Source organism: Cerasibacillus quisquiliarum, from assembly GCF_014202495.1.
Taxonomy (GTDB): domain Bacteria; phylum Bacillota; class Bacilli; order Bacillales; family Amphibacillaceae; genus Cerasibacillus; species Cerasibacillus quisquiliarum.
In genome coordinates, this window is record NZ_JACHHA010000001.1 from 522,018 (window position 1) to 537,265 (window position 15,248).

Genomic DNA, 15,248 nt, shown 5'->3' on the forward strand with positions numbered 1-15,248 from the left:
GCTTATATTAAATGGAACAATATTATTTTAAAATCATGTTGTTCGATTCAGTAAAAAAGATGTATCAATATGACGCAAGGCTTAATTTTTCCTTAAAACATACTTGTTGAATGCCTTGGCTGGATTCGTGCTTTTGGATTGATATATTGCATGGCATTATTAACTGCTGTAGGCCCTTCACCGAATCCAGTTGCTATTAATTTTACTTTACCAGGGAAAATTGTAATATCGCCAGCAGCATAAATACCAGGTATATTTGTTTCCATTTTAGTATTGACAACGATGCTATTGCGCTCGATTTCTAATCCCCAATCTTTAATAGGTCCTAGACTTGATACAAATCCGTAATTACATAGCACATCGTCAACAGGAAGTTCGATTTCACGCTCGCCTCTTACTTCTTGTAAAATAATCTTTTCAATTTTGTCAGAACCGACAATATCTTTAGCAGCAAAAGGTGTTAAAATATTTACAGATGATTGTTTTAACTGTTCAACACTGTGCTCATGTGCTCTAAACTGATCACGTCTATGAACAAGTGTTACCTTTTTAGCGATTGGTTCAAGCATAAGTGCCCAATCAACTGCTGAATCACCACCACCGAGAAGAACAATTTCTTTATCTTTGAATTGGTTCATGTTTTTAACATAGTAATGTAAGTTAACACCTTCAAACTGTTCACTATTTCCTATGTTTAGACGACGGGGTTGGAAAGCTCCATTACCAGCTGTGATAATGATTGTTTTGGAATAATGTGTTTCACCAGTGTGCGAGGTCAATTTAAATGTATTATCTTCCAATCGTTCGACCTTTTCAATTGATTGTCCTAAGACGATTGTTTGATCGAATAGTTTAAGTTGTTCTTCTAGCTGGTCAATTAAATCTTGAGCACGAATCTTAGGGAAAGCTGGAACATCATAAATATATTTCTCTGGATAAAGTGCTGTTAATTGACCACCTATATGTGGTAAACTCTCTATTATTTTAACTTTAGCTTGCCGCATGCCACCGTAAAAGGCTGTAAATAAACCGGCTGGGCCAGCTCCAATAATGGTAATATCATAAACGTTATTTGACACCGTATTTCCTCCTATTCGTACATATAAGCATAAAGACTTGTTTATTTTTAAGTGTGACTTTCCTTTGGGATGGAAGGAAAGAAGTAGATTTAAGAATCAAATCATTATTATCGTAACATAAATTTTAAAAAATAGGGAAATGAAGCGGCTTCATATTTAATGTTAGATGTATTATCTTTCATTTTTTGTCCTTATAGTATAAAATGAACGTTGTAAATGAGAACATAAAATTGAAGGGGAATAGAACGTTGATACAATTGATAGTTGCGGTTTTATTATATTTCGTTATCTTCTTTGGAATTTCTTTTATATTAAATATGTTACTTAGACGTACATGGTTAATGAGTGTTCTTTATCCTATCATAATGATTATGATGCTTGACGGAATACCAACGACAAGATATTTTACTGCACCATCAGAAGCATTTGCCCATACATATAATAAATTAACAAACTTATATCTTGTTGATTATGTAACATTTCTTGCTGGCTTTTTAGGAACAGTTGTTTCTGGCATTGTGATTAAGTTATTAAGAAAAAGCGGTTATCAAATGTTTTAATAAAAATATGGATTTTATGAATAAAAGTTGCTTATTTGGAGATGCTGACATTCTGAAAGGGTGTTGACATTGAAAATAAGCAACTTTCTTAATTACATCGTGTTAAGTATTCTCTTTATTTACGCTATATTAACAACATTAAGTAGTATATCCAATGTATCAGTATCAGATATTTACTCTTATATTAGTAATGGCACAGATGTTTTTAACATGGAGGAAAGAGAGGTCTCCTTACGACCAAAAGCATTAAAAAATTTTCATTCACATACACGTTATCTTTCTAGCGATGAGATTGCTGGAGCTGAATCATTAGAAGAAGTGATGAAAATGTCACAATATCCAAAGACGACTGTAATCGCTACAGGGTATACAGCTGGATATGAATCAACAGGTAAAAATCCTGGTCACCCCGAATACGGTATCACGTTCTCTGGGGTTAAGGTCAAACGAGATTTATATTCTACAATTGCTGCTGACTTATCAATCTATCCGATCGGGACGATTATGTATATTCCGGATTATGGATATGGAGTCGTAGCTGATAAGGGTGGGGCCATAAAAGGAAACAAAATTGATTTATATTATGAAACAGTAGAAGATGTTTATAAGCAGTGGGGAAAACGTGAAGTTGATGTATACATTATTCAAGAGGGAGACGGAACTTTGTCTGAAGCTGATTTGAAAGTATTAAATGAAAATGAGGCATTACAAGTTTTTAGAGAACAAATGATTAAAAAGTAGATTGATGTATATATGCTAGAAAGAGTTCTATATAGGGGTATCTAATGGTCTTTTCTATTATCTTGTTAACACATACGAAGAAGAATCATAGCAATGATAGCCCATTGTATGCTCAACGTAGCCTCTCGCGATGAAACCACCTGTTGAGAGATCGCGTTGAATCGTCAATGCATCTTCACTTGTTAAAAAAAGCAGGCTAAGATATCGTATTCTATAAGAACTAGCGGCGAAAGCTGACATCTTTTCGCCGCCACTTCATTAGAAGATTTTAAAAAAATCTCCAACTATTTAATAATTGTTTCTAAGGCAATTTCCATCATGTCATGAAAAGATGTTTGTCTCTCTTCTGCTGTTGTTTCTTCCCCAGTGATGATGTGATCGGATACTGTTAAAATAGATAATGCTTGACGATTAAATTTAGCAGCTAGTGTGTAAAGAGCAGATGTTTCCATTTCTACAGCTAATACATTATATTTAGCTAATCGTTCATTTAATTCTTTCGCGTTGTCACGGTAAAAAGAGTCACTTGTAAAAACATTTCCAACTCGAACATTTAGGCCTTTTTCTTTCGTTGTATCATAAGCGTTTTTTAAAAGATCGAAATCCGCAAGTGGTGCATAATCGACACCTTTAAAGATAAGTTTATTTACTTGAGAATCCGTTGTGGCACCTTGTGCAAGAATGACATCACGTACATGGATATCTTCTTTAATTGCCCCGCATGTTCCGACACGCATTAGTTTTTTTACATCATAGCTTTGAATGAGTTCATTAACGTAAATAGAAATGGAAGGAACACCCATTCCTGTCCCTTGGACTGATACACGTTCACCTTTATACGTTCCAGTAAATCCTAGCATCCCTCTTACGTCGTTATATTGCATAATGTCTTTTAAATAAGTCTCAGCAATATATTTTGCTCGAAGTGGATCACCTGGAAGCAAAATTTTATCTGCTATGTCACCTTGTTTTGCACCGATATGTACACTCATTTGTCAACCTCCTCAATCTAATAATCTCATGTAAAACGTTATCACAATTTGTATGGAAAACAAAGTATATACTCTAACTTTAAATAGATTATTTTTGATAAAAGATAAAAGTCACGGTTGAAGGTTAATTTCATATATCAGATAGTATATAATAAACGTATGCGATTGAATACATATTAAAAATAATCGTGATCAAAATAAATGTTTAGGGGAAAGGAAGGTATTGGAATGAAGGAAAAAACATTTCTTATTACGGCTGAAACAGGAGTCCATGCACGTCCAGCCACATTACTTGTAAACAAAGCAGGCCAGTTCGAATCTAAATTGGAAATTGTGTATAAAGATAAAAAGGTTAATCTTAAATCTATTATGGGTGTTATGTCTTTAGGTATTCCAAAAGGTTCTGAGATCAAAGTAATTGCAAATGGTTCAGATGAGGAAGCGGCGATCAAAGGAATTGAAGAAGTGATTAAAGAGCATTTAGGTGAAAACAGCTAGAGGCCTTCTCCTCTAGCTGTTTTATGAGTAGTAAACGTGATAATAATTTTTCTCTAGACTTTCTATGTTTTTTAATGCTTTTTTATTATATGCGGTATCTTCTTTCATTAGTTTTTCTTTAATTGCTTGAACAGCTTGCTTTAACGATTCTCCATAATCAGGAACTTCTTCTGAAAAAGGATGGACCGCTGGCTTTTTAATATTAGCCTTTTCTCGGTAGGCGAGAGCTTTTCGTTCATGGAAAAAAACATCATCCACCTGAAAGGGATTATGGATATCACCTTGCATTGGATGTTTGTACACAGCAAGTACTTCAATAAGATAACGATCCCCTCTATCTTCAACAATTTTTCCGATATAAGTTCCTGAGTTATAATGGGCACGGACATAGTCTCCTATTTGAAATGATGTCATCATATCAACCTCCTTTATCTATTGTGACAAAAACAATCATAATAATCGAGTGAAAAGCCGTTGTTGTTTTGATATAATTATTTTCGAAGGAAGTGATAGAACGATGATGGAATTTCTTTATTTTCCTAACGATAAATCGGAATATATACCAGCAATCATTACATTTGCTATATTTTTAATCGGTGCGATTGTAGCGACAATTTACTTTATAAAAAAATCACGTAAAGAAGAAAAAGAATTTGATGAACAATATATGCATGTGACGGTTGAAAAAGAAGAACATGCTTCAAAAAAATGATTCCACCACTCTGGAATCATTTTTTGTTTTTAGGAAAAGCTATTAAAAATCGATGAAAAAGAGGGTCTTACGATGCGTTTTATCATTATATTGTTCATTATCTTTTTCACTGCATGTTCGTCACCAATCTCCTCATTAGACGTAAATATGTATAATGCTTCTGGTGATTATGTAGGTAAAGTAACTTTATCAGAAAGTGAAGAAGGTGTTTTAATTAAATTGAAAGTTGAAGGCTTTTCACCTGGTTTTCATGGCATACATATTCATGAATTTCCAGAGTGTGATGGTCCGGAGTTTAAATCAGCAGGAAATCATTTAAATCCAGAAGGTAAGAAGCATGGTTTACTACACCCCGATGGCCCTCATCTTGGTGACTTACCTAATGTTGAGGCAGATGGGTCTGGCTTAATCGAAACGGAAGTGACCCTTAACGGTGCTACTTTAAAAGAAGGTAAAACATCCTTATTAAAGGGTGGTGGAACATCGTTAATTATTACTGAAGAACAGGACGATGGTATGACCCAACCGAGTGGCTCTTCCGGTGTAAGACTTGCATGTGGAAAAATCGTTGATCCAAAAAAACAACAAAGCGAATGGCCATCTGATCCAACTGAAGAAGGGGAAAGCGAGGAAAAAGAAGATGAATAAAGCGAAACAAATCAACAAACGATTCGTTTCGCTTAAAAATAACTATTCATATGATTGAACGGCATTTATTATTCGATTAATGCCTTCTTGCAACGTTTCTTTTGAACAGGCAATATTAATACGCATGAATTGTTCACCTTCTACACCGTATTCAAAACCAGCATTTAATCCAACTTTAGCTTTCTTTATCATAAATTCGTGTAAGTCTTTACCTGTTAATCCTAAGGACTTACAATCAATCCATAATAAGTATGTTCCTTCAGGTCGAACGACACGTAAGTCGGTGTTAGTCTCTAAAGTTTCAATGACATAGTTGACGTGTCCTTCTAGGACATTTAAAAGCTCATCAAGCCAAGCTTCTCCATATGAATAGGCTGCTTCCATCGCCAATGTACCTAGCGTATTTAATAAGGATAGCCCTTGCTTTCGGAGTGTCGTATCAATTTTTTTCTTTAATACAGGATTTTCAGTTACGATATAAGATGCTTGTAATCCAGCTAAATTAAACGTTTTAGAAGGTGACATACATGTGATTGTTCGCATAGACATCTCTTCAGATAGTGACGCGATAGGAGTATGTTTATGATTTGGATAAATTAAGTCAGCATGAATTTCATCGGAAATTAATAATACATCATGCTTCTCACAGAGTGTCGCTATTTTATTCAATTCAGCTTTTTTCCAAACTCGACCAACCGGATTATGTGGTGAACATAAAATAAACGCCTGAACATCTTTTAACTTTTGCTCTAAATCGTTAAAATCTATCCGATATGTTCCGTTTTCATATATAAGTGAATTTTTTACAACGATTCGGTCATGCATTTTTATGACATTATAAAATGGGGTATAGACAGGTGTTTGAATAAGCACTTTATCTTTTGGACTTGTTAATGCTTGAATAGCTATATGTAAACTAGTAACAACACCAGGACTAAAGGTGAGCCATTCGGTTTGGACTTTCCATTGATGGCGTCTATCTAACCAGTTTACTATTGATTGTTTCACTTCTTGATCTATCATCGTATAACCGAAAATACCGTGTTGTATTCGTTTATTTAATGTTTCTAAAACAGCTTGCGGGGCGGGAAAATCCATATCTGCTACCCACATAGGAAGAACATCATCAGTTTTAAAGATGTCTTGTAAAGCATCCCATTTAATTGATTTCGTACCTTTTCGCGAATAAATCGTGTTGAACTGTGTCATTTCATTTCCCCCTTAAATTTGAATGATTGTGCATTCATTATATCTTATTTTGTTAAACAATTGGCTAATTGAGAGTAAAAGTTCAAAAAAAAAGCAAAGCGTCTCAAACGCCTTGCTCACAGGGGGAATACGAGAAAGTCTTACATTTATATTTTACCCAGTTTTATAATTATTAAACATTTTTTACAAAAAAATTTATTTTGAAATTCTTTTTTCAAGTGCTGTTTTTTCAGCTTCAAACCCTGGTTTACCAAGAAGAGCAAACATATTTTTCTTATAGGCTTCTACACCAGGCTGATCAAATGGATTGACTCCGAGTAAATAGCCACTCATAGCACATGCTTTTTCAAAGAAATAGACGAGGTAACCAAATGTATACGGCGTTAGTTCAGAAATTTCCACAACTAAATTTGGTACTCCACCATCCGTATGGGCAAGAAGTGTCCCTTCGTAAGCTTTATGATTAATGTCATGAATTGTTTTACCAGCTAAATAATTTAAACCGTCTAAATCTTGTTCATCACTTGGAACAATGACATCATGTTTTGGCTTGCTCACTTGTAATACGGTTTCAAATAGATTGCGGCGTCCTTCTTGAATATATTGCCCTAAAGAGTGTAAATCTGTCGTGAAGTGGGCTGAAGTAGGAAAGATTCCTTTTTGATCTTTACCTTCACTCTCGCCGAATAACTGTTTCCACCATTCAGCGAAATAATGTAATTGTGGTTCATAATTAACAAGCATTTCAATTGTTTTTCCTTTGTTGTATAGTATGTTTCTAACAGCTGCATATTGGTATGCTTCGTTTTTACCTAAAGATGGCTCTAAATAGGCTTGACGCGCTGCTTCAGCTCCTGCCATTATGTCTGATATGGAAATCCCACTTACTGCAATCGGTAGTAATCCAACGGCTGTTAAGACAGAATAGCGTCCGCCGACATCATCTGGAATAACAAAAGTTTCGTAGCCTTCTTGTTTCGCAACTGTTTTTAAGGCGCCCTTTTCTCGATCTGTTGTTGCGAAAATCCGCTTTTTAGCCTCCTCCATACCATATTTTTCTTCTAAATATTTTTTAAATATACGAAACGCAATTGCCGGTTCAGTCGTCGTTCCACTTTTAGAAATGATGTTAATGGAAATATCTTTACCGTCAATCAGATCAAATAACTCCTTTATGTATGTAGAGCTCAAATGATGTCCAACGAAAATAACTTGTGGTGCTTTACGTTTTTCTTTCGGAAGTAAATTTTGAAATGAGTGATTGAGCATTTCAATAGCTGCACGGGCACCAAGATATGATCCACCAATACCAATGACAAGTAAGATATCAGAGTCGTTACGGATTTTATCGGCACAAGTTTGAATTCGTGCAAACTCTTCTTTGTCATAATTTCTTGGTAAATCTATCCATCCGAGAAAATCATTTCCTTGCCCTGTTTTGTGGTGTAATGCATTGTGAGCTATTTGGACTGCTTCTTCTAAATAGTCAATTTCATGTTGTTTTACAAAATCATTTGCTCTCTTATATGAGAACTGAACAGTTGTCATGGTGATGCCTCCTAGGATTTAATCAACAAGCTCGAATTACTTTTACTGTATCTGAGAAGATTAATAAAATCAAGCGAGATTAAATGGCTTTAAAAAACTTCTCTTTTCTAATGACGACATAGAAAAAAGAAGTTATTTCAGTTCGTTATTTATTTCCTATTCTCTGTTTGTTTAATCCAATCTTGTAGCTTAGCCTTCAAAGTATTAAATCCTTCATTCTCACTTTGATAAAAGGTCATGGTATGACGCTTTTGTTTTGGATGTTTTATTGGTGGTTTTTCCGTAGCCCGGATTGAAAGAGATACTTTTCCACTATCTTCATCAATGTCAATAATTTTAACTTTGATCTTATCATCTACAGAAAGATAGTCATTGATGTCTTTTACATATCCATAGGTTATTTCTGAAATATGGACTAGTCCTTGAACTTTGTTATTAATTGCGACAAAAGCACCGTATGGTTGAATACCAGTTACTTTCCCTTCTAAAACTTGTCCAACTTCAAGATGTTGTTTATTCATATTAACAGCTCCTAAAAGATTCACTTAAAATTATATATTTTCAAATTCTACCACAAAGATAGCTCTTTTAAAAATCATAAATAGATTTATATATTATTTTAATGTTGCAATTATACTGTTATATACATCTGACCAGAATTGTTTATTTTGATAATAGGAGCTTGTCATATATTGGATAGCTTTTTTAAATGCTTGTTCATAATTTTCGTCTCCTTTTTCAGGTAAAGAAGCTAAAGTTTCTTCAACAAATTGCTGAACAATTTCTGCGCGTGGTCCCCATTTTGCTACTTCATTTCCAGCTTCATCAATAAATATAAAAATAGGTATTGAGCGTGATTTACCATTCGTTAAATATTGATCCATTAATTCTAAGTTTTTATCGCGATATAAGATACGAACGTCCATATTTGTCTCTTTTGCAATATGGAGTAAGATAGGTAAATTTAACATGGCATCTCCGCACCAATCTTCCGTTAAGACGATGACACGTAAATTATTTTTCTCAATCATCTCTAATGTTTGACGATGATTAGGAAATTTGAACTGATTGTAAATATAAAGAAGTTGTTCCTTATTTTTCTCCATCGATTGAATATACTTTTCTGCTGAAATCCCTTTGTTAAACCACTGATTTAAATCCATGATAAAAGCCCCCTTTTGTTATATACTACTTGAAGTGTACGTTTAATATGATGTGTCGTAAACAAAAACGCTCTATCTTTTGATACGATTAAAGATGAAAGGAGAAAAGACAATGAATCAACAGTTTTTATTAGAATTATTGAAAACACCTTCACCATCGGGACTAGAAACGGCTATTCAAAAAAAATGGCGTGATTATGTCACATCGTTTGCAGATGACGTCCGTACAGATTATGCAGGTAATGTCATTGCTATATTAAACCCAGATGCCGAATTTAAAGTATTATTAGCTGGTCATGTAGATGAAATTGCATTAATGGTTAAGCGAATTGATGACAATGGTTATTTATTTTTTGAAAAAGTAGGCGGAGTTAACATAAAAGCAGCTGTCGGGATGCGAGTGACAGTATTAGGGAAAACACAATCAATCACAGGTGTTATTGGCGTCAATGCACAGCATCATGGTGGCTTAAAAGATGGTTTTGGAGTAGAGGATTTGTTTATCGATTGCGGCTTTCGTTCAAAAAAAGAAGCCTTAAAATATGTTCAAATAGGTGATTATATTGTATATAAGAGAGAACCTGAAATCTTGATGGACCGCTATGTATCTGGACGAGGATTAGATAATCGAACCGGCGCATTTATCGTTGCAGAAGTCATCAGACATTTAAAAGAAAAAGGCTCTAAAGTTGGCGTTTATGGTGTGTCTACAGTAAATGAAGAAACGAATATGGGGGGAGCTTATTTTGCTGCGAGTGATATTGAGCCGACAATGGCTATAGCATGTGATGTAACATTTGCTACGGATTATCCGACTGTTAACAAGAATAAATATGGAGATGTAAAACTAGGATATGGTCCAGTACTAGCGAAAGGTGCTCCAATAAATATTAAAATAAATGATCTATTAGAAAAAACAGCAAAGAAATTACAAATGTTTCTTCAATATGAATTGACACCACGAATGACCGGAACAGATGCCGATCGTATGCGATTAACTGGGAAAGGAGTACCTGTAGCACTTGTGTCTTTACCACTTCGGTATATGCATTCACCTGTTGAAACAGCAAGTTTGAAAGATATCGAATCTGAAATTGAATTACTAACAGAAATGATTCATCAACTAGATGGAACAGAAAATTTGAATCCATTAGATGACTAAACATTTACTTATTAAAAGCTATCTCAATTTTTGAGATAGCTTTTTTATAGAACTATACAACCATCTTATTTTTTAAATTAGACCTTTCGACTTACGAAGTTTTTTAAAAAATATATTAAAATAAGATATTTTAAGTTGATTTTAACGTTTTATTTGTAATCTATCATGTTAAGTAGAGCATATGATTCATTTTGATAATTTACAAGGGTTAAAGTCATTGTTAGGACTTATTATCTAAATGTATATAAAGCTCGTCATTATTGCATTTGAGAAAATTGTCTCCATCGCTTATTAATTTCTAGTAGTTCTTAAGGTTTATATTAAAAAATAAATTTTATAGGTCTATATGATTGTTTTGTTATTCGTAATATTTATTCTGCAATATTCGACATTTTTTTTAATAGGTTTCCTATATAGTAGTAGATGAAATAAGTTTAACTATTTAAAAAAATAAAAAAAGGAGGAAAGTTTTTTCGGAAAAAAGGAACGAAGTTTAAAAATGAATGAAATAAAAGGAGGAATTTATTATGAAAAAGCATCAAGTGGCAAGGTTTTTCAGTATCATTGCATCCTTGTTCATGGTGTTTTCACTGTTTGCTCCGACGATTAGTGCGCATTCTCAAAACGCAAAAAGTGGAAATAAGTTACATGAATCAGTTAATGATTCTAAACAGTTAACGAAGGATAAACTAAGTAAAAAATTACTAAAGCAATTTAAAGATGATGAATATGTAAGTTTTATGGTTAAATTTAAAGAAACAGCTGATGTAGATCAAGTAGCTAAGACGGCTAAAAAACAAGCCAAAAGAGCAAATTTAAGTGCTAATCGTTCTTTGTTTATGCAACGTTCTCATGTTGTTTCAGAATTAAAATCAGTGTCATATGAATCACAACGAAATGTAAAAGCGTTTTTAGAAGAACAAATGAATGAAGGCAATGTTGAAGATTTCCATTCATATTTTATTGTGAATGGGATGTCGGTCACAGCAACTAAGGAAATAGCTGAAAAAATTGCCACATTTCAAGAAGTAGAAAAAATTCTTCCTGATGAAGAAAGAAAGCTACATGTCGCAACTAAGACGAAAGAAAAAGCACCTAGTAGTAAGTTAGAAAATGTTGAATGGAATATTGAACGTGTTCAAGCTCCAGGTGCATGGAATTTAGGCATTGATGGGACAGGAACTGTTGTAGCTAGTCTTGATACAGGTGTCGAGTGGAATCACCCAGCATTGAAAGAAAAGTATCGTGGATACGATGCTGCTACAGGTGAAGTTGATCATCAATTTAGTTTCCTTGATGCAACAGCAGCAGGTAGGGAAGCTGCATATGATGATAATGGACATGGAACACATGTAACAGGGACTATGGTCGGAAGTGAGCCGGACGGTTCGAATCAAATAGGTGTTGCTCCAGGTGCAAAATGGATCGCTGTTCGGGTTTTTAACAGTGCAGGCAGCACAACTGATTCCATATTATTACGTGGCGCAGAATGGATTTTAGCCCCTGGCGGTCGAGTCGATTTAGCTCCAGATGTTGTCAATAACTCTTGGGGTGGGGGTCCGGGACTGGATGAATGGTATCGTGATGCAGTTCGTGCCTGGAGAGCTAGTGAAATATTCCCTGAATTTTCAGCTGGAAATACGAGATTGGGTAACCCTGGCGGACCAGGATCTATTGCTGTCCCAGCCAACTATCCAGAATCTTTTGCGACAGGAGCTACAGATAGTAATGATATGATTGCTAGTTTCTCGTTACGCGGACCTTCTCCTTATGATGAAATTAAACCTGACATATCAGCACCAGGTGTAAATATTCGTTCATCAGTACCAGGGGGCGGTTATGAAGGTGGTTGGAATGGCACATCGATGTCAGGACCAGCTGTATCTGGAGTAGCTGCATTATTAAGGCAAGTAAATGCCAATATTTCTGTTGATGAAATGGAAACAATTTTAACAACAACAGCTGTTCCGAGAACGGATTCAGAGTACTCTGAAGTACCAAATAATGGATATGGTCATGGTATTGTAAATGCATTTGATGCTGTTTCTTCAATCCTTTCAGGTGTTGGAACAATCGAGGGAACAGTATTGATTGACGGTGAAGATACAGAAGCACCGACATACGAGCATACACCATTAAATGAGACGTTTAGTGGATTAGATGTTGAATTATCCGTTCAAGTACGTGACAACATCAGTGTCACTTCAGTGAACTTAAGTTATAAAATAGATCAAGGTGATTGGACAACGGTTGAAGCAAATCGTGTCTCTGGTGACTTTAAAGATGGCGAATACGTTGTCAAACTTAAAGGTGATGTCATTGAAGGAGAAACCCTCACTTATAAATGGCTAATTAATGACTTTGGAAATAACGAAGTCGAAAGTGATGAGTATTCGGTTGACATTCTTCAAGGCATTACAACAGGTTACTTCCAAGACTTTGAGTCTTTCCCAGCAGGATGGTCATCATTTGGTAACAATGATTCATGGGAATGGGGCGTTCCGACATCTGGACCTGGGAGCGCAGCATCAGGTGAAAAAGTATATGCGACAAATTTAAGTGGAAACTATGATAGTAGTATGAATGCTACTCTCGTTATGCCACCAGTCGATTTACCTGAAGGTGGAGCGGTGCTCAAGTTTAAAAACTGGCATAACTTCGAACAGTCTTCTTCAGGTAGAGCTTGGGACTATGGACATGTTGTCATTTCTACCGATATGGAAGAGTGGACTGAACTACAGATGTTCCAAGGTTTAACAGAGGATTGGGAAGATGTTGAAATAGATCTTTCTGATTATAGTGGCCGTGTATACATCGGGTTTAGAGCATATTCCGATTTTAGCGTTGTTCGCGATGGTTGGTATATTGATGATGTTCAATTAGTTGAGGTGGGACAAACAGGTAAGAAATCAGTTGCGTTAAATGGCAATCAAAAGACATCCAAAGATCAAGCAGCCAAAAATAAGCAAGTAAAACCATCACAATTACCGATAGGTGCGAAAGTAAGTGTTCTTGAAACAGGGCGAACAGTTCAAAGTAATCCTGCCGATGGGTCGTTCTCATTTATTCACTCAGCTGGTGACTATACTATTGTTGCTGAAGCATATGGTTATAAATCAGAACAAGAAACAGTTACTGTGAATGCTGATGAGACAACTTCAGTTCATTTTGTCTTACAGGAACTAGCACAATCTGTTTTAACTGGTACTGTAACAGATGAGGCTACTGGTGCGACTATCGACGGTGCTACTGTCATATTGGTGGAGGATGCTAATATTGCACCTGTTGAGACAAATGAAAGTGGAGAATTCTCCATAACTGCATATCATGGCACATATACGTTAAAAGTTATGGCCTTAGGCTACCATTCGAAAGAAGTAGAAGTTACTCTGGATAAGGATATGGAAATTAATATTGAGCTAGAGCCATATTATACGTATCCAGGTGGAGAAATTGGTTACGATGACGGTACAGCTGAAAATGCCCGTGCGTTTTATGACGCTGGAAACGGTTGGGCTGTAAAAATGTCATTACCTGAAGGCAAAGATTCAGCAATTGTAACAGATGGAGTTTTCCGTTTCTGGGAGACAGACTGGCCAATTCCAGGTGGAACAGAATTCCAAGTAGAAGTATGGGATGCGTCTGGAACCGATGGACTTCCAGGAAAGAAATTAGCAGGTCCTATTGATGCTGAGGCTTTAAGAAATGGTGAGTGGACAGTTGTTGATTTAAGAGAGCATAATATTATCGTTGATGGGGATTTCTACATGGTATATATTCAAACAAAGGACAATCCTTATGCTCCTGGATTAGCCACAGACGAAAGCAGTCCTAACGCTGGTAGAAGTTATCAATATGTAAGTGGTAATTGGTCTAAGTCACCGAGTGATGAAGGAAACTATATGATTCGTGCTCGCGTAGCTTATGAAGTAGAAGCGCCTGTGATTACAACTCCTGATCAATCATATGTAACAAATGAAGCTGACATTACGATAGAAGGGACTGCATCACCAACGACAAAGGTTCAATTGTTAAATAATGGTGAAGAAGTTGGAACAGTCGATATTGATGAAGAAGGAACATTTAGCTTTGATACTGTTTTAACAGAAGGAGCTAATGAGTTTAAGGCAGTCTCAATTCAAAATGGTGGTGTAACAGGTGAATCTGAAGTTGTAACGGTTACTTTAGATACAGTTAGCCCAGATGTATCAATTAACAGTCCGAGAAATAATGATAAAACAAATCGTGAAACAGTTACAGTTGAAGGACATGTGACCGATGATAATCTTGATACATTAACGGTTAACGGTCAAAATACTAAAGTAAACGAAGATGGTTCGTTTGCTAAGCGAATTTTACTAGATAATGGTGCAAATGAAATTGAAGTCGTTGCAGTTGATTTAGCAGGTAATACGACTACAAAAACGATTACTGTGTTTGCACAATATGATGCACCAGAAATAGAAAACGTAACTCCTAATGAGGATAAGTATCTTGAGTCTGGAGATAGTATTAAAATTGAGTTTGAGAGTGCGCCTGATTTAAAAGCGACGTTCTCGGTATACTTACCGTTAGCTAACTTATCTTCAGCAGATAACCCAATAGAATTACCAATGATGGAAGTATCATCTGGTAAATATGTAGGCTATTGGACTGTACCAAAAGGTGTGACAGCCAACGGTGCTCAGTTAGAAGTTAAGGTAAAAGATACATTCGGTAATGAGTCACGCAAGAAAGCAGAAGGGAAGTTATTTATAAACGTTGAATAACTGAATTATTTATAAAGGATTGGGGCTGGGACAAAACTAGCTCAAAATGGTATAAAAAATGGTTCCAAGCATTAAAAATTGCTCGGAACCATTTTTTTGTATGGTTATTTCCATCATCTATCATGGATTTGTTCTTTATGGCGGTAACCTTCCTTAAGTTTACCGCC

The 15,248-nt window shown here is 35.4% G+C and carries 14 protein-coding genes; 7 read left to right on the forward strand and 7 right to left on the reverse strand.

Annotated features, from left to right (window positions below; genetic code table 11):
* Positions 1 to 92: 92 nt before the first annotated feature.
* Positions 93 to 1,079, reverse strand: a complete 987-nt coding sequence (locus HNQ35_RS02550) for an NAD(P)/FAD-dependent oxidoreductase (protein ID WP_146934055.1) — start codon at positions 1,077 to 1,079, stop codon at positions 93 to 95.
* A 248-nt stretch (positions 1,080 to 1,327) separates the two neighbouring features.
* Between HNQ35_RS02550 and HNQ35_RS02555 the strand changes: the two genes are divergently transcribed.
* Both HNQ35_RS02555 and spsC read left to right on the forward strand, forming a co-directional pair.
* Positions 1,328 to 1,639: a YuiB family protein gene (locus tag HNQ35_RS02555; protein ID WP_146934052.1), complete on the forward strand. Its 312-nt coding sequence runs from the start codon at positions 1,328 to 1,330 to the stop codon at positions 1,637 to 1,639.
* Positions 1,640 to 1,708: 69 nt separating this feature from the next.
* Positions 1,709 to 2,380 (forward strand): stationary phase survival protein SpsC, encoded by a 672-nt coding sequence (gene spsC, locus HNQ35_RS02560; RefSeq protein WP_146934049.1) that lies wholly within the window; start codon positions 1,709 to 1,711, stop codon positions 2,378 to 2,380.
* 284 nt (positions 2,381 to 2,664) lie between these two features.
* On the opposite strand, the gene deoD is transcribed toward spsC, so the two are convergent.
* Positions 2,665 to 3,372 (reverse strand): purine-nucleoside phosphorylase, encoded by a 708-nt coding sequence (deoD, locus tag HNQ35_RS02565; protein ID WP_146934046.1) that lies wholly within the window; start codon positions 3,370 to 3,372, stop codon positions 2,665 to 2,667.
* 228 nt (positions 3,373 to 3,600) lie between these two features.
* On the opposite strand from deoD, the gene HNQ35_RS02570 reads away from it, so the two are divergent.
* Positions 3,601 to 3,870 (forward strand): phosphocarrier protein HPr, encoded by a 270-nt coding sequence (locus tag HNQ35_RS02570; RefSeq protein WP_146934043.1) that lies wholly within the window; start codon positions 3,601 to 3,603, stop codon positions 3,868 to 3,870.
* A 21-nt stretch (positions 3,871 to 3,891) separates the two neighbouring features.
* Here the strand turns inward: HNQ35_RS02570 and kapB are convergent, their stop codons facing one another.
* The gene (gene kapB / locus HNQ35_RS02575) at positions 3,892 to 4,284 is read right to left on the reverse strand and encodes a kinase-associated lipoprotein KapB (protein WP_146934040.1); all 393 of its coding nucleotides are present in this window, start codon (positions 4,282 to 4,284) and stop codon (positions 3,892 to 3,894) included.
* A gap of 103 nt (positions 4,285 to 4,387) precedes the next feature.
* Here kapB and HNQ35_RS02580 point away from each other — a divergent pair, with 103 nt between their 5' ends.
* Complete coding sequence (locus tag HNQ35_RS02580; protein ID WP_146934037.1) at positions 4,388 to 4,582, forward strand: hypothetical protein; 195 nt, start codon at positions 4,388 to 4,390, stop codon at positions 4,580 to 4,582.
* 72 nt (positions 4,583 to 4,654) lie between these two features.
* Positions 4,655 to 5,230 (forward strand): superoxide dismutase family protein, encoded by a 576-nt coding sequence (locus tag HNQ35_RS02585; RefSeq protein ID WP_146934034.1) that lies wholly within the window; start codon positions 4,655 to 4,657, stop codon positions 5,228 to 5,230.
* A 42-nt stretch (positions 5,231 to 5,272) separates the two neighbouring features.
* On the opposite strand, the gene HNQ35_RS02590 is transcribed toward HNQ35_RS02585, so the two are convergent.
* From HNQ35_RS02590 to HNQ35_RS02605, 4 genes are all read right to left on the reverse strand, one after another.
* Positions 5,273 to 6,439, reverse strand: a complete 1,167-nt coding sequence (locus tag HNQ35_RS02590) for a MalY/PatB family protein (RefSeq protein ID WP_146934030.1) — start codon at positions 6,437 to 6,439, stop codon at positions 5,273 to 5,275.
* 195 nt (positions 6,440 to 6,634) lie between these two features.
* On the reverse strand, positions 6,635 to 7,987 hold the full coding sequence (locus tag HNQ35_RS02595; protein ID WP_146934025.1) for a glucose-6-phosphate isomerase: 1,353 nt from the start codon (positions 7,985 to 7,987) through the stop codon (positions 6,635 to 6,637).
* A gap of 149 nt (positions 7,988 to 8,136) precedes the next feature.
* Positions 8,137 to 8,508: a S1 domain-containing post-transcriptional regulator GSP13 gene (gene yugI, locus HNQ35_RS02600; protein ID WP_146934022.1), complete on the reverse strand. Its 372-nt coding sequence runs from the start codon at positions 8,506 to 8,508 to the stop codon at positions 8,137 to 8,139.
* A 93-nt stretch (positions 8,509 to 8,601) separates the two neighbouring features.
* A complete protein-coding gene (locus tag HNQ35_RS02605) occupies positions 8,602 to 9,150 on the reverse strand; it encodes a thioredoxin family protein (RefSeq protein ID WP_146934019.1) in 549 nt (182 codons plus the stop codon).
* Positions 9,151 to 9,262: 112 nt separating this feature from the next.
* Here HNQ35_RS02605 and HNQ35_RS02610 point away from each other — a divergent pair, with 112 nt between their 5' ends.
* Together HNQ35_RS02610 and HNQ35_RS02615 are read left to right on the forward strand one after the other, a co-directional pair.
* Positions 9,263 to 10,312, forward strand: coding sequence for a M20/M25/M40 family metallo-hydrolase (locus HNQ35_RS02610; protein ID WP_146934016.1), 1,050 nt, complete (start codon positions 9,263 to 9,265; stop codon positions 10,310 to 10,312).
* Positions 10,313 to 10,839: 527 nt separating this feature from the next.
* Positions 10,840 to 15,081 (forward strand): S8 family serine peptidase, encoded by a 4,242-nt coding sequence (locus HNQ35_RS02615; RefSeq protein WP_146934014.1) that lies wholly within the window; start codon positions 10,840 to 10,842, stop codon positions 15,079 to 15,081.
* Positions 15,082 to 15,248 lie beyond the last annotated feature (167 nt).